This is a genomic window from Bradyrhizobium sp. Bra64 (genome assembly GCF_024519875.1).
Classification (GTDB): Bacteria; Pseudomonadota; Alphaproteobacteria; order Rhizobiales; family Xanthobacteraceae; genus Bradyrhizobium; species Bradyrhizobium japonicum_G.
The window spans coordinates 231098-246252 of sequence record NZ_JALJRD010000004.1 but is presented as its reverse complement, the minus strand read 5'-3'; the positions used below and the strand labels follow the sequence as shown (position 1 = coordinate 246252).

17 protein-coding genes are annotated in these 15155 nt (G+C 65.4%); 4 read left to right on the top strand and 13 right to left on the bottom strand.

From position 1 onward, the window contains the following. Positions 1-17: 17 nt before the first annotated feature. On the bottom strand, positions 18-1580 hold the full coding sequence (locus NR187_RS16170) for a winged helix-turn-helix domain-containing protein (protein WP_211381456.1): 1563 nt from the start codon (positions 1578-1580) through the stop codon (positions 18-20). 120 nt (positions 1581-1700) lie between these two features. On the opposite strand from NR187_RS16170, the gene NR187_RS16165 reads away from it, so the two are divergent. Beyond that, positions 1701-2540, top strand: a complete 840-nt coding sequence (locus NR187_RS16165) for a class I SAM-dependent methyltransferase (RefSeq protein WP_211381457.1) — start codon at positions 1701-1703, stop codon at positions 2538-2540. Between the two features lie 45 nt (positions 2541-2585). Here the strand turns inward: NR187_RS16165 and NR187_RS16160 are convergent, their stop codons facing one another. From NR187_RS16160 to uvrC, 7 genes are all read right to left on the bottom strand, one after another. Then, positions 2586-3716 (bottom strand): YihY/virulence factor BrkB family protein, encoded by a 1131-nt coding sequence (locus NR187_RS16160; protein WP_211381458.1) that lies wholly within the window; start codon positions 3714-3716, stop codon positions 2586-2588. A gap of 1 nt (position 3717) precedes the next feature. Continuing rightward, entirely contained in the window at positions 3718-4305 is a 588-nt protein-coding gene (locus NR187_RS16155; protein WP_211381459.1) for a phage holin family protein, read from the bottom strand. Between the two features lie 92 nt (positions 4306-4397). After that, on the bottom strand, positions 4398-5357 hold the full coding sequence (prmB, locus tag NR187_RS16150) for a 50S ribosomal protein L3 N(5)-glutamine methyltransferase (RefSeq protein ID WP_211381460.1): 960 nt from the start codon (positions 5355-5357) through the stop codon (positions 4398-4400). Continuing rightward, positions 5357-5869, bottom strand: a complete 513-nt coding sequence (locus tag NR187_RS16145) for a molybdenum cofactor biosynthesis protein MoaE (RefSeq protein ID WP_211381461.1) — start codon at positions 5867-5869, stop codon at positions 5357-5359. Before NR187_RS16145 ends, prmB begins: the two co-directional genes overlap by 1 nt. Positions 5870-5872: 3 nt before the next feature. Further along, on the bottom strand, positions 5873-6124 hold the full coding sequence (gene moaD, locus NR187_RS16140; protein ID WP_211381462.1) for a molybdopterin converting factor subunit 1: 252 nt from the start codon (positions 6122-6124) through the stop codon (positions 5873-5875). Continuing rightward, positions 6121-6738 (bottom strand): CDP-diacylglycerol--glycerol-3-phosphate 3-phosphatidyltransferase, encoded by a 618-nt coding sequence (gene pgsA, locus NR187_RS16135; RefSeq protein ID WP_211381463.1) that lies wholly within the window; start codon positions 6736-6738, stop codon positions 6121-6123. Before pgsA ends, moaD begins: the two co-directional genes overlap by 4 nt. A 96-nt stretch (positions 6739-6834) precedes the next feature. Beyond that, positions 6835-8901, bottom strand: a complete 2067-nt coding sequence (gene uvrC / locus NR187_RS16130; RefSeq protein ID WP_211381464.1) for an excinuclease ABC subunit UvrC — start codon at positions 8899-8901, stop codon at positions 6835-6837. 249 nt (positions 8902-9150) lie between these two features. Between uvrC and NR187_RS16125 the strand changes: the two genes are divergently transcribed. Further along, positions 9151-9774, top strand: a complete 624-nt coding sequence (locus NR187_RS16125; protein WP_211381465.1) for an outer membrane protein — start codon at positions 9151-9153, stop codon at positions 9772-9774. 85 nt (positions 9775-9859) lie between these two features. Here the strand turns inward: NR187_RS16125 and NR187_RS16120 are convergent, their stop codons facing one another. The 4 genes from NR187_RS16120 to NR187_RS16105 all read right to left on the bottom strand — a co-directional run bounded on the left by NR187_RS16120 (position 9860) and on the right by NR187_RS16105 (position 12647). Further along, positions 9860-10075 carry a cold-shock protein gene (locus NR187_RS16120; protein WP_008544396.1) on the bottom strand — a complete coding sequence of 72 codons (216 nt, stop codon included), beginning with the start codon at positions 10073-10075 and terminating at the stop codon, positions 9860-9862. Positions 10076-10324: 249 nt separating this feature from the next. After that, positions 10325-11185: a 23S rRNA (adenine(2030)-N(6))-methyltransferase RlmJ gene (locus tag NR187_RS16115; RefSeq protein ID WP_256807023.1), complete on the bottom strand. Its 861-nt coding sequence runs from the start codon at positions 11183-11185 to the stop codon at positions 10325-10327. A 171-nt stretch (positions 11186-11356) separates the two neighbouring features. After that, positions 11357-12049 (bottom strand): ribonuclease T2, encoded by a 693-nt coding sequence (locus NR187_RS16110; protein WP_211381467.1) that lies wholly within the window; start codon positions 12047-12049, stop codon positions 11357-11359. A 133-nt stretch (positions 12050-12182) separates the two neighbouring features. Continuing rightward, entirely contained in the window at positions 12183-12647 is a 465-nt protein-coding gene (locus NR187_RS16105) for a hypothetical protein (RefSeq protein WP_211381468.1), read from the bottom strand. Between the two features lie 182 nt (positions 12648-12829). Between NR187_RS16105 and NR187_RS16100 the strand changes: the two genes are divergently transcribed. Next, positions 12830-13123, top strand: coding sequence for a hypothetical protein (locus NR187_RS16100; protein ID WP_211381469.1), 294 nt, complete (start codon positions 12830-12832; stop codon positions 13121-13123). A gap of 43 nt (positions 13124-13166) precedes the next feature. Further along, on the top strand, positions 13167-13697 hold the full coding sequence (locus NR187_RS16095; RefSeq protein WP_211381470.1) for a DUF3617 family protein: 531 nt from the start codon (positions 13167-13169) through the stop codon (positions 13695-13697). 64 nt (positions 13698-13761) lie between these two features. Here NR187_RS16095 and NR187_RS16090 read toward each other — a convergent pair whose 3' ends face one another. Beyond that, positions 13762-15150: an ATP-binding protein gene (locus NR187_RS16090; protein WP_211381471.1), complete on the bottom strand. Its 1389-nt coding sequence runs from the start codon at positions 15148-15150 to the stop codon at positions 13762-13764. Positions 15151-15155 lie beyond the last annotated feature (5 nt).

The window sequence follows — 15155 nt, the reverse complement described above, 5'->3', positions numbered from 1 at the left end:
AGCGGCCTGTTCGCGGGTCAGGTCAGCCCGGCGCGGCGAAAGCCTTCGAGGTAGTGCTCGCGGTCGGGGGCGAGCCTGATCGGCATGAACTCGGCGATCCAGGCCAGCGACACGTTTGGCTGCGCGCGGCGGAGTTCCTTCAGGGCCGCGCTGGCGGTCTCGGCATTCCCGGCCATGCCGGCGGCCGCGGTCAGTACCCGGTGTCCGCCGACGAAATCGCTGCGCTGGCGCAGGGATTCCTGCGCCAGTCGGATGGCTTCTTCGTAGTCGCTGCCGAGGAAGCGGGCAAAGGCGGCGATGCCGAAATAGACCGGCGCGTAGGGATCGCGCGGGCTGAGGCGGATCGCTCGCCGCGCCGCCTCGTCGGCGTCCCGCCAGCGGCCGCAATAGCCGAGCGCCAGCCCATAATAGCCCTGCGCGAGCGCAAAGTTCGGATTGAGCCGCAGCGCGGTCTCGAATTCGGCCAGCGAGTCGTCGAACCGCCGTGCGAACAGATTGACATGGCCGAGCGCATTGTGCGCCCAGGCATCCTCACTGTCGGCGCGGATTGCGGCCCCCGCCGCGCGCTCGGCGGCGGATATGGCGGCGGCCATCTCCATCCAGCCCATATGCGCCGTGAACATGTAGCTTGTGCCGAGCAGCCCGAGCGCCTTGCCGTAGTCGGGGTCGAGCGCGATGGCCTTTTCGAGCAGGGCCTGTGCCACCACGTGATCGTGCCGCGTCACGCGCCAGTAGTGGGAGAGGGCGCGCATCACGAGATCCCAGGCATCCATGCTGCCGGGCGGCTTGCGCTCGGCGCGAAAATTCTCCGCGGCATAGAGCTGCGGCTCGATCGCGGCGACGATGCGTTCAGTGATCTCGTCCTGCACGGCGAAGACGTCGGCGAGCTCGCGGTCGTAGCGTTCGGCCCAGAGATGGCTGCCGGTCGCGACGTCGTTGAGCTGCGCGGTGATGCGGACGCGGTCGCCTTCCTTGCGGACGCTGCCCTCGACGACATAGCGCACGCCCAGCTCTTCGGCGATCTGGCGCAGGTGAACCGCGCGGCCCTTGTAGACAAAGGAGGAGTTGCGCGCGATGACGAAGAACCAGCGCAGCTTCGATAGCGCGGTGATGATGTCCTCGCTGATGCCGTCGGAGAAATAATCCTGTTCGGCCTCGCCGCTCATGTTGACGAAGGGCAGGACCGCGATGGCGGGACGGTCGGGCAGCTGCAAGGCCGCCGGTGGCGGGGCGGACGGTCCGGCCGCCGCAGCCGGTGTTGCTGCTTTGGAGTGCTCGGTCACCTCGCCGACGAACCGCATGCCCTTGCGGGCGATGGTGCGGATCAGCCGCTGCTCGTCGCCATTGTCGTTGACCGCACGGCGCGCCGCGTTGATCCGGCTGGTCAGCGTGGATTCCGAGACGACGCGGCCGTTCCAGATCGCGTCGAGCAGATTGTCCCGTGTCACCACGCGCTCACGGTTGCGGACCAGATAGAGCAGCAGATCGAACACCTGGGGCTCGATCGCGACGAGCGTCTCCATCTGCCGCAATTCGCGGCGTTCGGGATCGAGCACGAAATCCTCGAACTGAAATGTCACGCTGCTCCTCGGCTCCTGTCCGGAAATCAAGGTGCTCTCAGCCTAAAATAACGCCGCTCTCAAGGCCAGCGAACCGCATGCGCCCTATCGTCCCGGCGTTTTCAACCGCAGGAGATTGCCATGTCGACATCCGCCGCGATCAAGCCGGCCACCGCTCAACCCGATCTCGCCGCCGTGAAGCAGCGCCAGCACGGCGCCTGGTCGTCCGGCGACTATGCCGTCGTCGGCACCACCTTGCAGATCGTCGGCGAGCAGCTCTGCGAGGCGCTCGACCTGCGCGCCGGCAGCAAGGTGCTGGACGTCGCCGCCGGCAACGGCAATGCGACGCTGGCAGCGGCGCGGCGCTGGTGTGACGTCACATCCACCGACTATGTGCCGGCGCTGCTCAAGCGCGGCCGCGAGCGGGCCGCGGCGGAGCATCTGATGGTCGAGTTCCGCGAGGCGGACGCCGAAGCGTTGCCGTTTGCGGATGCGAGCTACGACGTCGTGCTTTCGACCTTCGGCGTCATGTTCACGCCGGACCAGGACAAGGCGGCTTCCGAGCTCGCGCGGGTCTGCAAATCCGGCGGCAAGATCGGCCTCGCCAATTGGACGCCGCAAGGCTTTATCGGCCAGCTCTTCAAGATTATCGGCAAGCATTTGCCGCCGCCGGCAGGGGTGAAGTCGCCCGCGCTGTGGGGCACGCCGGCGCGGCTCGAGGAGATGTTCGGAGGCCAGGCCTCGGAGATCGCCGCCGAACCGCGCATGTTCGTGTTCCGCTATCGCTCGCCGGATCACTGGCTCGACGTGTTCAAGTCGTTTTACGGGCCGATGCTGAAGGCGTTCGCCGCCCTCGACGAGAGCGGCCAGGCGGCGCTGCGGCGCGATCTCATGACGCTGCTCGACGAGTTCAACCATGCCGATGACGGCACGGTCGTGGTGCACAGCGAGTATCTGGAAGCCGTCATCACCAAGCGGTGACGGCGAATCGGTCAGGCCGGACAATCTCCGGCCTGACCGCCGTGATCAGGTTGGCGCTGCGGCGCCGACCGTATCGGCCGAGACGGCCTCGCGGTTGCCGAGCGGCTTGGGCCGCCCGGTGGTCGTGTCGCGCAGGGTTTGCCGTTCGATCTCCGAATTCAGCTCGGCGCCGAACATGATGACGATCGCCGACACCCACATCCACATCATCAGTCCGATCGCCGCGCCGAGCGAGCCGTAGGTCGCGTTGTAATTGGCGAATTCGGACAGATACCAGGACAACAAGGCGGAGCCGGCAATCCAGAGGATCGCGGCCGTCACCGCGCCGATGCTCAGCCACTGCCAGCGCGGCGCGTCGCGACTGGGCGCGAAGCGGTAGAGGATGGCGAGCGCCGCCAGCAGGATGACGAGCAGCAGCGGCCAGCGCGCCAGCGCGACGATCAGCTTGCTCTCGGGCGCCATGCCGAGATGGTCGAGCGCGAGCGGGAAGGCAACCACGGCGCCCACCATCAACAGCAGTGCGGCGATGCCGCCGACCGTGAAACTCAGAGAAATCAGGTTCAGCTTGATGAAGCTGCGCTTCTCGCGCTCCTCATAGGCGACGTTGAGGGCGTCGAAGATGGATTTGACGCCGGCATTGGCGCTCCAGATCGCAAGCAGGAGGCCGAACAGGAAAGTCACGCCGAGGGCCGTATTGCCATTGGACACCACGCGCGCGACCTGGTCCTCGACGATCTGGAACGCGCCCTCGGGCAGCATCAGCGCGAGCGTTTGCAGATTGCTGCTGATCGTCGAGGGGTCGGCGAACAGTCCGTAGGAAGAGACCAGCGCGGTGACGGCGGGGAAGATCGCGAGCAGCCCGAAGAATACGACGCCGCCGGCGGTCGCGAGCAGGCGGTCGTCGTCGATGCGCTGGTAGGTCCGCCAGAAAATGTCCTTCCAGCCCCTCCAGGGGATCGCGAACGGGCTTTTCGAGCGGCGGCCATGGCCGGCCTGCAGGGCTGCGCCTGCCGGGTTCGTTTCCGGTGAGCTTGCTTCGTTGTTGCGGTGGTCCTGCGGAGGCCCCGGCCGAATCAAGCCGGAGTCCTGAAAGTATCGTTCCGCCGTGAGCACGAAAACCGTCGTGGCTGCCACCAGCAGCCAGCTGTCGAACTGCTCGGACTGCCGCGCACGCATGTCAGGCGTCCAAGCGGTGACCGTGACGTCTCCGACGCGCGGCTGTGAAGCCCACCAATCCGATCGCGGCGAGCATCAGGCCAAGCTGTACGGGCCGGTTTGTCGCAGCCCGCGAAATGTTGCCGCCGTGGCGGCGTTCGCCGGGCGCGAGGGGAACCAGCGGGATCGTCGTTGCGACCTCCTTCACCGCCTGCTGGACCGTCCCGCGCGGGATCCGCGGTGTGGCGATCGCAACGCGCATGCGGCTGGCGAGCGGCACGATCGGCCTGGTCCGGCGCTTGATTTGGGCCATGGCCACTCCGGCGCAGGCTGCAGCCAACACCAGGAGCAGGGCTGCGACGGCGCCAAAGCCCCAGAATTGTCCGTATGTGATCGCAACCCAGCGATACAGCGCGATCAGACCGACAAGGAAGGTCGCGATCAGGAACAGCCCGGCCGCCGCGAACAGCCCCGCCGCGACCGCATAGGAGGTTGCGCGTCCGGTGGCCTGATTGGTGCGGTCACGCAGATAGGACTGTGCGGCGCGCTTGAGATGGTTGAGTTTCAGCGCCACGCCGGCGCGCAGCAATTCGCCCGATGGCGCGAGCATGCGGGACATCCTCCGAGAGCGAGAAAATTCGTCAGGGGATGAACGTGGCGGAATTTGACTTGTTCCGCCGGGGTCGCAGCTGTCGTGACGGATCAGCCCAGATCGGCCGCCGCGATCCAGAAAACCTCGCCCTCGGACTCCTCGGTGTCCAGCCAGAGCAGCGGCAGTTCAGGAAAGGCCTCATCGACCAGTTCGCGTCCGCGGCCGATCTCGCAGATCAGCCCGCCGTCCGGCGTCAGATGATCGGGCGCGTCTCGCAGGATCCGGCGGACCACATCGAGGCCGTCGGCACCGCCGTCGAAGGCGAGCTTCGGCTCGGCGCGGCACTCCGGCGGCAGCGCCGCCATGCCTTCGGCGTCGACGTAAGGCGGGTTGGTGATGATCAAATCGTATTTGTTGTCACCGAGCGGGGTGAACAGGTCGCCGCGGTGCAGACTGATCCGGTCGTCGAGCCCGTATTCGCGGACATTTCGCGCGGCGACTTCGACCGCGCCCTTCGAGATATCGACGGCATCGATCGTCGCGTTCGGGAAATGATGTGCGGCGAGGATCGCGAGGCATCCCGATCCCGTGCAGAGGTCGAGCACGCGCTCGACGGCCGTGGGATCGTCGATCAGCGAGCCGGCATCGCCGTCGCCGCCGAAATGCGAATCCAGGAGCTCGCCGATGAAGGAGCGCGGAACGATGACGCGCTCGTCGACATAGAAGGGCAGGCCGCGCATGTAGACCTTGTTGACGAGATAGGCGGCCGGTTTGCGCGTCGTGACGCGCTGATGGATGAGATCGAGCAGGGTCTTGCCTTCCGCCGACGTGAGGCGGGCATGGGCAAAAATCTCGAACTGGTCGGGATGCAGATGCAGGGCTTCGCAGACCAGGAAGGCGGCTTCGGCGACCGGATCGGTCGTGCCATGGGCGAAGGCGAGCTTTGCCTCATTGAAGCGGCTGACCGCATAGCGGACGAAATCGATCAGCGTGACCAGCTCACCGGGGCCGACCTTCGCGAGTTTTGGCGCGGCGGGGCCGCGCGGGGTCTTTCTCGTCGCTCTCGCCATCAGGATCGGGTCCAGCGTGCGGCCGCCTCGTCGTCACGGGCATGGGCCTCGACCCAGCCGGTGCCGGTGGCGCTCTCTTCCTTCTTCCAGAACGGCGCGTTGGTCTTGAGATAGTCCATCAGGAACTCGGCCGCCTGGAATGCCGCCTGGCGGTGCTGCGAGGCGGTCAGCACCAGCACGATGTTCTGGCCGGGCATGAAGCGGCCGACACGGTGGATCACAGTGACGCCGTTGAGCGGCCAGCGCGATACCGCCTCGTCGGCATGGCGCCTGATCTCTTCCTCCGCCATGCCGGGATAATGTTCGAGCGTGAGCGCTGCGATCTTCGCACTGTCCTCGTCGCCGCGGCAGATGCCGGAGAAGCTCACGACCGCGCCGATGTCGGTGCGGCTCCTGGTCAGGGCCGCGATCTCGCGCGCGATGTCGAAATCGTCTTGCTGAATGCGGATGGTGACGGGGCAGGTGGTAGCAGGGGAGGTGGTCACAGGGGAGGTGGTCACGGGAGAAGACATGGCCTAGCCGCCGGTCATCGGCGGGAAGAACGCGATCTCGCGGGCGCCCGCGATCGCAGCGTCCGGCCTGACGTGGGCATGGTCGATCGCGGCGCGGATCACCTTCGGCTTCTCGAACGCGTAGGCGTAGGCTTCGCTTTGGCCCGACAGCCAGGCGATCAGCTCCTCCACGGTGCGCACGGTCGCAGGCGGCTCGATGGTCTCCTCGGCCTTGCCGACGCGCTCGCGTACCCAGGCGAAATACTTCACCTTCATCCCTCATCCTCCTTGATGAGGTGATGGATGCCGGCACGGAAATAGTCGTAGCCGGTGTACATGGTGAGGATCGCCGAGGCCCACAGCAGCGCCAGCCCGATCATCGAGACCACGGGCACCACTTCGTCGCCGGCCGGACCGGCCAGCAGGAAGCCGATGGCGATGAGCTGAACGGTCGTCTTCCACTTCGCAAGCTTGGTCACGGGCACGCTCACCCGCAAAGCGGCGAGGTATTCGCGCAGGCCCGAGACCAGGATCTCGCGGCACAGGATCACGATCGCGGCCCATAGCGACCAGCCGTGGATGATGCCGTCGGCGGCCAGCATCAGCAGGCAGGAGGCGACCAGCAGCTTGTCGGCGATCGGATCGAGCATCCGGCCGAACGCCGATTGCTGATTCCAGATCCGCGCGTAATAGCCGTCGAGGTAGTCGGTGACCGCAGCCGCGATGAAAATGGCGACCGCGAGCCAGCGCAGCCACAGCGAGCCGTCCATGATCGACTGTGCATAGATGCACCCGACCACGACCGGGATCGCGGCGATCCGGCCGTAGGTCAGGATGTTCGGGAGGGACATCGCGCGGCTGGTCGTCCCTCGTGTCGTGGCGATGTTCATTCGTCCTACCAATACCGCTGCAGCCTGAAGGTCAACCGTTCCGCTCCCAAAATGGGCCGCGGGATGCGACGACCATATGACCGCGGCCCCCTTAGTTCACCCCGGCTGGGGATGGAAATAATCGAAAATCCTGCGAGCGCTCTCCGCGCTCACCCCCGGAACCTTGCCGAGATCGGCGATCGAGGCCCGTTCGATCTCCTTCAAGGTTCCGAAATGATGCAGCAAGGCACGTTTGCGTGACGGGCCGATGCCCGGAATCTCCTGCAAACCGGCCTCGCGGATGTCCTTCTTGCGCAGCTTGCGGTGCGAGCCGATGACGAAGCGGTGTGCCTCGTCCCGCAGCCGCTGGATGAAATAGAGCACGGGATCGCGCGGCTCCAGCTTGATCGCCTCGCGCTCCGGCATGAACAGGGTCTCGCGGCCGGCATCCCGGTCGGGCCCCTTGGCCACCGACATCAGCGAGACCTGGGTCAGGCCGAGATTAGTGAAGATCTCGCGGACGGCGTTGAGCTGGCCACGGCCGCCGTCGATGATCACGAGATCGGGCCATTGCGGGAAATCGTCGTCCTTGACCTTGGCGCCCTCCTCGGGCGGATTGATCAGGCGCTTGAAGCGGCGCTCCAGCACCTCGCGCATCATGCCGTAGTCATCGCCGGGCGTCAGCCCTTCCGACTTGATGTTGAACTTGCGGTACTGGTTCTTCACGAAACCGTCCGGGCCGGCGACGATCATGGCGCCGACTGCGTTGGTGCCCTGGATGTGGCTGTTGTCATAGACCTCGATCCGCTTCGGCGAATGCGGCAGGCTCAGCGTCGTGGCCATGGCGTCCAGCAGGCGGCCCTGCGTCGCGGTGTCCGCGAGCTTGCGGCCCAGCGCTTCGCGCGCATTGGTGAGCGCGTGGGTGACGAGCTCCTTCTTCTCGCCGCGCTTGGGCGCGGCGACCTCGACCTTGTGGCCGGCCTTGATCGACAGCGCATTGGCGAGCAGCTCGCTCTCCTCGATCTCGTGCGAGAGCAGGATGTTCCGCGGTGGCGGCTTGTCGTCGTAGAACTGGGCAAGGAAGGAGCCGAGCACCTCTTCGGGCGTATAGCTCTTCTCCGCGCGCGGAAAATAGGCGCGGTTGCCCCAGTTCTGCCCGGTGCGGAAGAAGAACACCTCGACGCAGGAGAAGCCGCCGTCCTGGTGGATGGCGAACACGTCGGCTTCCTCCACCGTGCGCGGGTTGATGCCCTGCTGCGACTGAATCGCCGACAGCGCGGCGAGGCGGTCGCGGTAGAGTGCCGCGGTCTCGAATTCGAGCTCGCCGGAAGCCTTCTCCATCTCGCCGGCGAGCTCCTGCTTCACCGCCTGGCTCTTGCCGGACAGGAAGTCGCTCGCCTCGCGCACCAGGGTCGTATAGCCGGGGAAGTCGATCTCGCGGGTGCAGGGACCGGCGCAGCGGCGGATCTGGTAGAGCAGGCAGGGCCGGCTGCGGCTCTCGAAGAAGGAATCCGTGCAGGAGCGGATCAGGAACGCGCGCTGCAGCGCCGTGATGGTGCGGTTGACGGCGCCGGCGGAGGCGAACGGGCCGAAATAGCGCCCGGGCCGGGTCTGCGCGCCGCGGTGCTTGAGGATCTGCGGCGCCCAATGGTCGCCGGTGATCAGGATGTAGGGAAACGACTTGTCGTCGCGCAGCTGCACGTTGAAGCGCGGCCGCAGCTGCTTGATGAGGTTGGCCTCCAACAGCAGCGCTTCGGTCTCGGTGTTGGTCGAGACGATCTCGACGGTCACCGTGGCGGCGATCATGCGCAGGATGCGCGCCGGCTGCGGCGCGCTTTGGCGGGCATAGTTGGACAGGCGCTTTTTGACGTTCTTGGCCTTGCCGACGTAGAGCACGTCGGCGGTCGCATTGAGCATGCGGTAGACGCCGGGCGAGGTGGGGGCGAGGCGCACCGCGCGCTCGATCGCCTCGTGGCCGGTCGCCAGCGGCTCTTCGCCGACCGCGCCGTTCTCTTCCAGGATATCAGGCAGCCGCGCATCGTCCTCGTCGTCACCGCTTGCGGTCGCGGGATCGAGGTCCGGCGGCCCCATGTCCGTTTCCCGGGGCGGGGCGTCCGGCGCGGTGCCGCGCACGGGTCTGCGCGCGCGCGCGTCGTCCGGATTGTCAGGGGAATCGTGAACCATGGAACGAATTTAGGTGCTGGGGCGACCGATTTGAAGTTCCGGCCGTGCCGTACGCACAGATGACGGCGCAGTTCCCGGTAACACTTGCTTAAGCCTGTTAACAGCGCGGTAACCCGGCTTAACAGCGCTTTAACTTAAAACTCTCGATAAATCTTACGCGAAAAGATCTTGGTTTCGTAACCATGCGACACGGCCCGGCGCGGCGATGCCGGCATCGCACAGGTTGCGACAGTTGCGTTGGAGTGTGTGATGAAGAGGCTCGTTGTGGGCGCGGCCGCGTTGGTCGCAGCCGGCTGGACAGCTTCGGCAGAGGCCGCCGATCTCAGTTACGGGCAGCGAGCGCCCTATACCGTCAACCAGCCGCTCAACGCCTATAGCTGGGCCGGTCCGTATCTCGGCGGCAATGTCGGCTATGAATGGGGCTCGGTGAGCAACTCTCCCGTCAAGCCCTCCGGCTTCGTCGGCGGCGTGCAGGCCGGGTACAATTTCCAGAACGGCCCATGGGTGTTCGGTGTCGAAGGCGACATCCAGGCCGCCGGTGCCGACGACACGTTTGCGCCGTGGAAGTTCTCCAATCCGTGGTTCGGCACGCTGCGTGGCCGCGCCGGCTATGCCTTCAGCAACATACTCTTCTACGGCACTGCCGGTCTCGCTTTCGGTGAGCTGCGCGCGCAGACCTTTGGCTGGACGGAGTCGCACACCAGCGCCGGCTGGACCATCGGTGCCGGCGCGGAAGTCGGCTTCGCGCCGAACTGGAGCGCCAAGCTCGAATATCTCTACATCGATCTGTCGTCGAGCCAGTTCGCAATTACGGGCGTGTCAAACGGCTATAGCGCCAGCGTTGTGCGCGCAGGCGTGAACTATCACTTCTGATAGCCAAAGAAGAAAATACCGGACCACAGCCTCCCGGCCGCTCGCGGCCGGGATTTTTTTTACGCCAGGTGTTTCGTCAGAATCGCTAGGAGAGGATGACCAAATTGACCGCTTTCGGCCCCTTCCCCTTCTTGTCCGGTTCGACTTCGAAAGTAATACGCTGTCCTTCGGCAAGGTCCTTCAGTCCGGCCCGCTCCACAGCTGTAATATGCACGAAGACGTCGCGGCCTCCGTCGTCCGGTTTAATAAAGCCGTAGCCGCGTTCGCCGTTGAAAAACTTCACCGTTCCCGTCATGGCCATCGGGAAACTCCCCCTCATTGCTCCTCCGCCGCGACGCAACTCACGTCACGACATGACCGGGCCTTACGAAGCCCGGGAGCTGGCCATCCTTGGGCGGACCTTTCGGTCCGGTCGGATCTTTCTTAGGCCTTCACTCCGCCGCAACCATTCGCGGAAGCGGAACGTAAAGCCGGTCACGGAAACAGCATAATACGGTTCTTTGCGGATTGACTACCGCTCCTGCATATTTTTCCCAAGAATGCCGGAGTGTTACGGCCTCGGCACCTCTAATCGGAATCTGGCAGCGCCGCCCTGGCCGAGCGGCATTTCCAGCTCGGGCAGGATCGTCTTGAGCTCGCCATGCAGCGTGTAAGGGGGATTGACGATCAGGAGGCCGGTGGAGGTGAGAGCCGAGCCGTCGGCTTGCGGCGCAACGCTGAACTCGAGGCGCAGGCAATTTGCCGGCGGCTTTGCTGCGGCTGCGAGCCGAGCCACTGATTGCGCCAGGGCGTCGGTGGCACGCCGGCTCTTGGCGGGATACCAGATTACATAGATACCGGTCGCCCATTTCGCGAAAGCCGCCGAGAAGGCTTCGCCGAGCTTTTCGAACTCGTCCTTTGCCTCGAACGGGGGGTCGATCAGCACGACCCCGCGCCGTTCCTTGGGCGGCACGAAAGCCGGCAGCGCCACCCAGCCGTCGAGATCGACCACGCGGGCCTGTTCGTCGCGGCGCAGCACGCCGATCAGCGCCTTGCGCGCCTTCGGCTCGAGCTCGCAGGCGACGAGGCGGTCCTGCGGCCTGAGCATGCCGCGCGCGATCAGCGGCGAGCCCGGATAGGCCTTGAGTTCGCCCTTCGGATTGTAGGCGCGGACGATGTCGAGATAAGGCTTCGTCAGGGCTACGGTCTCGTTCGACAGCCGCGCCTGCATCAGCCGCGCGATGCCGGTCAGCCACTCGCCGCCGCGGCGCGCCTCGTCGCCTTCGAGATCGTAGAGGCCGGCGCCGGCATGGGTGTCGATGACGCGGAACGCCCCGGGCTTGTCCTGCAGATAGGTGATGAGGCGTGCCAGCACGATGTGCTTGATGACATCGGCGAAGCTGCCGGCATGGAAGGCGTGGCGGTAGTTCATGAGGAAGAGTTACGACATCGGGCGATGAAAGTAACTGTTGTCATTCACGGCGGTGCACCCGCACCGAACCATGAGGCGCAATTGCGCATCTGAGAATCCATTTCGCCGCCGCCGATCTGGATGCCGGGATTTCGCGCATGTGCGCCCGGCATCACGTGCCGAGAGCTCGCGCTACCCGCCCCTGATCGGCGGCATCGTCACCTGGTCGCGGCGGCAGGCGCGGCGGTCGGTCTCCTCGCAGGCCCGGAATTGCAGGTCCTTGCTGAGGCAGATGCGGACTTCGGACAGCCGCGTCCGGTTGCAGGTGATTGAGACGGCGGCATTGCTGAGGCCCGGGTTGGCCTTGATGAAAGCCTCCTCGACCTCCGCCGGCGCCACGGTCTTGGCTTGCGACAAATCGAGATATTCGGCCGGAATCTTGATCGCGGCGCGCGCCTTTCGGATCGTCTCGAAATAGCCGCGGTCGGCAAGCCCCGAGCAGGTGCCGTGCTTGTCCCACTCGTTGAAGATCAGCCCCGGCGCGGGCATCAGGTCGAGCATCGAGGAGACGATGCTGCGGTTCAGCCGCGGCGCCGGCCGCTGGCAATATTCCGGAAAACCGTTCTCATATTGCGGCCACAGACCATGCACCACGAAAGCGTAGGGCCGTCCGCTGCACTGGATCTGCGAGCGGCCGCCGCGCTCCGCCGCCTCCTCGCAGAAGGAGGGAGACCACGACAGCGAGAGCACATAGAAGTCGAATTCGCCGGGCGCGTTCTGCCGCTTGTCCTGGGCCTTCGCGCCGCCGGCGAGGGTGGCCAGTCCCGCGGCCAAGGTCAGCGAGATCATCAGGCGGGAGAACGAATGCAATCTGGAATAAAACATGGCAACGCCCCTCAACTAGACTGTGCAACCGAGCCTAGCAGGCGATAAGAACATTTCAAGAACAAAATTCGAGCCGGGAGCGTTTAGTCGCCCGATCGGTGCGAATCAGCGCTCTTCCGATCAGGGCTTGTAATCAGGGCCTAGCGGCGCGGCAGGCCGGGTTGTAGGCCCAGTTGCGGTCGAGCCCGACCACGCACCATTCGACGCCATTGCCGTAGCCGGCGAAGCCGCCGTCCTCGATGATCGAGAAGTGCACTTTGCGCATCTTGCCGTCGGTGAGCATGGCTTCGCCGGTGCAATAGCGGCGCGGAATATTGTCGGACTGCCAGGGCCGGAAAGCGGTCTCGTGAACGGCTGTAAAGCCGGTGATCTTCAAGGAGGAATTCCAGAACGAGCTTTCCTTCTCCCAGAACTGGGTGGCGATTGTCGGCAGCGCCTTGTCGCAATCGGCGACGGCACCGTCATAGCGCGGCCCGCTCAGCCAGAAATTCAGCTCCAGCGGATTGGCGGCCCTGGCCTCACCGAGCGACAGCGCCCCGAACAGGAGGCCTAGCACGGCGGCAAAACGGAGTGATTTCAGGGGGGGCGAGGCGCGCATGGGCAATCCAGACAGCATGATCTGCGAGGGTGGGACGGTGCCGCGAAGGCCGGGCGGGGTCAAGTGCAGCGCGGCAACACTCGGCCAAGAGTTGACTGCAATGCTGCGTCAGACAGGCCTTCCGTTCTTTTCACAGCCGCGCAGGCACCGTAAACTGGCGCCAACCAATTGGAGTAACGGGAATGCGAATCATTGCGGCCGCGGGCCTTCTTGCCTTGGGTATGATGGCGAGCCAGTCGGCGCGCGCCGATCTTCTTCCGGTGCCTCCGTTCAAGGGCAACGACACCGGCGGCATCATCGCCTATTCGATGGCGACGCAGGTCGATGCCCGGCAGGCCGCGGTCGATCACTGCGCGCGCTACGGCAAGGTCGTGAAATTCCTTGCGGTGCAGGCCTATGAGGGCGGCTACATCTCGTTCTCCTGCCGCTGGGTGCCCTATGGTGCCGCCGACCAGCCGATCCGCACGCTCTACTGAGGCGTTGTCGTAACGCCGCGTCTCTCAGCCGGGAGCCTCTCACATGACGCGCAAACTTGTTTTGCTCGGCTCGACTCTTTGCCTGGTGCTGTCGGCCGGTGCGGCCTGCGCCGACGATCTGCCGGTGCGTAAGGCCGGCCTGTGGGAGCTGAAGATGGCCAGGACCGGCTCGGCGATGCCGGACATGACCATGCAGCATTGCACCGACGAGAGCGTCGACAAGGAGATGAACAACAACGTCTCGCCGATGGCCAAGCAGATCTGCGCCAAGCAGGACATCAGGAAGACCGCGACCGGCTATGTCAGCGATTCCGAGTGCAACGTCGCCGGCATCAGCACGACCTCGCATGCCGAGATCACGGGCGATTTCAACTCGGCCTACACCGTGAAAACCTCCTCGCACGCGCAAGGCGGCGCCGCCGGTACCGCGGGGCGCGATACCACAATGACTCTCGAAGCGAAGTGGCTGGGAGCCTGCAAGCCGGACCAGAAGCCCGGCGACATCGTGATGCCCGGCGGCTTCAAGATGAACGTGCGCGACGTCGACAAGCTGAAAGCGCTACTGCCGAAATAGGCGGCCGCGCCGCGAAACCGGTGCGCTCCCTCGCCCCGTTCCTACGGGGCGAGGTGAGAAGTAACTACACCGGTATCCGCACGCTCGCTCGCAATCCCCCCATCGGGCTGTCGCCGAGCGTGATGTCGCCGCCGTGCGAGCGGGCGATGTCGCGGGCGATGGCAAGGCCGAGGCCGGTGCCGCCTTCGTCCTGGTTACGGGCGTTGTCCAGCCGCAGGAACGGCTTGAACACCTCTTCGCGCAAATGGGCGGGAATGCCTGGGCCGTCGTCGTCGACCGTGACGGTCAGATAACGGTGATCGCGCTGGCCGGTGATGGCGATGGCCTTGCCGTAGCGGGCGGCGTTGGTGACGAGGTTGGCAAGGCAGCGCTTGAACGAGGCCGGCTTCACCGTGACCACGGGCAGTCCGTTGAACGCGACGGTCGCAGTGTGGCCGTGACGCTCCGCGTCGCTGCGAAGCTCCTCGAGCGCCTGCGCCATGTCGGTCGGCTGCGACTGCTCGCCGGAATCGCCGCGCGCGAAAGCGAGGTAATCCTCCAGCATCATCGACATCTCGTCGACGTCCTTGCGCATGCCTTCCAATTCGGGGTTGTCGCCGATCAGCGCCAGCTCGAGCTTGAACCGGGTCAGGATGGTACGCAGATCATGGCTGACGCCGGCGAGCATCGCGGTGCGCTGCTCCATCGTGCGCTCGATGCGCGATTTCATTTCGAGGAAGGCGACCGCCGCGCGCCGCACCTCGCGCGCGCCTCTGGGTCGGAAGTTCGGCGCCTCGCGGCCCTTGCCGAAACTTTCCGCGGCATCGGCAAGCCGCAGGATCGGCTTGATCTGGTTGCGCAGGAACAGCACGGCGACGATCAGCAGGATCGACGACGTGCCGACCATCCAGAACAGGAAGATTTCCGAGTTCGAGGCGTAGGCGGCGCTGCGTTGCGCGAACACGCGCATCACGGCGTCGTCGAGCTGGATGCGGATCTCGACGAGGTTGGATCGGCCGACCGTGTCGATCCAGAACGAGCGTCCGATCTGGCGGCCGAGCTGTACCGACAGCGTCTGGTCGAGCAGCGAGAAGAACGGTTTTGGCCCGGGCGGCGGCATGTCGCCGGCGGGCAGGAAATCGACGACGAGGCCGAGGCGCTGCTGGGCGATGCGGCGGATCTGGTCGCGATCCTTGTCCTGCGGATAGCCCTTGTAGACGTCGATCAGTGCGGCGATGTCCTGCACCACCGCGGCCGACAGGCGGCGTGTCACCGTGTTCCAGTGCCGCTCCATGAACACGAAGGCGACGACCGATTGCAGGATCACCATCGGCACGATCATGATGAGGAGCGCGCGGGCATAGAGGCCTGTCGGCATCCAGCCCTTGAACGCGTTGCCCATCCAGCCATTGACGGCGGAGACGCGGCCGGCGGCGCTTTTGAGCAGCGTCAGGCCGGTATCGATCGTGCTCATCGGTC

Excerpts from the sequence above, each read along its gene's own strand:
- NR187_RS16115 (WP_256807023.1), bottom strand. The coding sequence starts at position 11,185 with ATGAACTACCGCCACGCCTTCCATGCCGGCAGCTTCGCCGATGTCATC.
- prmB (WP_211381460.1), bottom strand. The coding sequence starts at position 5,357 with ATGGCGAGAGCGACGAGAAAGACCCCGCGCGGCCCCGCCGCGCCAAAA.
- pgsA (WP_211381463.1), bottom strand. The coding sequence starts at position 6,738 with ATGAACATCGCCACGACACGAGGGACGACCAGCCGCGCGATGTCCCTC.
- NR187_RS16160 (WP_211381458.1), bottom strand. The coding sequence starts at position 3,716 with ATGCGTGCGCGGCAGTCCGAGCAGTTCGACAGCTGGCTGCTGGTGGCA.
- NR187_RS16145 (WP_211381461.1), bottom strand. The coding sequence starts at position 5,869 with ATGTCTTCTCCCGTGACCACCTCCCCTGTGACCACCTCCCCTGCTACC.
- NR187_RS16090 (WP_211381471.1), bottom strand. The coding sequence starts at position 15,150 with ATGAGCACGATCGATACCGGCCTGACGCTGCTCAAAAGCGCCGCCGGC.
- NR187_RS16125 (WP_211381465.1), top strand. The coding sequence starts at position 9,151 with ATGAAGAGGCTCGTTGTGGGCGCGGCCGCGTTGGTCGCAGCCGGCTGG.
- NR187_RS16165 (WP_211381457.1), top strand. The coding sequence starts at position 1,701 with ATGTCGACATCCGCCGCGATCAAGCCGGCCACCGCTCAACCCGATCTC.
- NR187_RS16110 (WP_211381467.1), bottom strand. The coding sequence starts at position 12,049 with ATGTTTTATTCCAGATTGCATTCGTTCTCCCGCCTGATGATCTCGCTG.
- NR187_RS16100 (WP_211381469.1), top strand. The coding sequence starts at position 12,830 with ATGCGAATCATTGCGGCCGCGGGCCTTCTTGCCTTGGGTATGATGGCG.
- NR187_RS16120 (WP_008544396.1), bottom strand. The coding sequence starts at position 10,075 with ATGGCCATGACGGGAACGGTGAAGTTTTTCAACGGCGAACGCGGCTAC.
- uvrC (WP_211381464.1), bottom strand. The coding sequence starts at position 8,901 with ATGGTTCACGATTCCCCTGACAATCCGGACGACGCGCGCGCGCGCAGA.
- NR187_RS16155 (WP_211381459.1), bottom strand. The coding sequence starts at position 4,305 with ATGCTCGCGCCATCGGGCGAATTGCTGCGCGCCGGCGTGGCGCTGAAA.
- NR187_RS16095 (WP_211381470.1), top strand. The coding sequence starts at position 13,167 with ATGACGCGCAAACTTGTTTTGCTCGGCTCGACTCTTTGCCTGGTGCTG.
- moaD (WP_211381462.1), bottom strand. The coding sequence starts at position 6,124 with ATGAAGGTGAAGTATTTCGCCTGGGTACGCGAGCGCGTCGGCAAGGCC.
- NR187_RS16105 (WP_211381468.1), bottom strand. The coding sequence starts at position 12,647 with ATGCGCGCCTCGCCCCCCCTGAAATCACTCCGTTTTGCCGCCGTGCTA.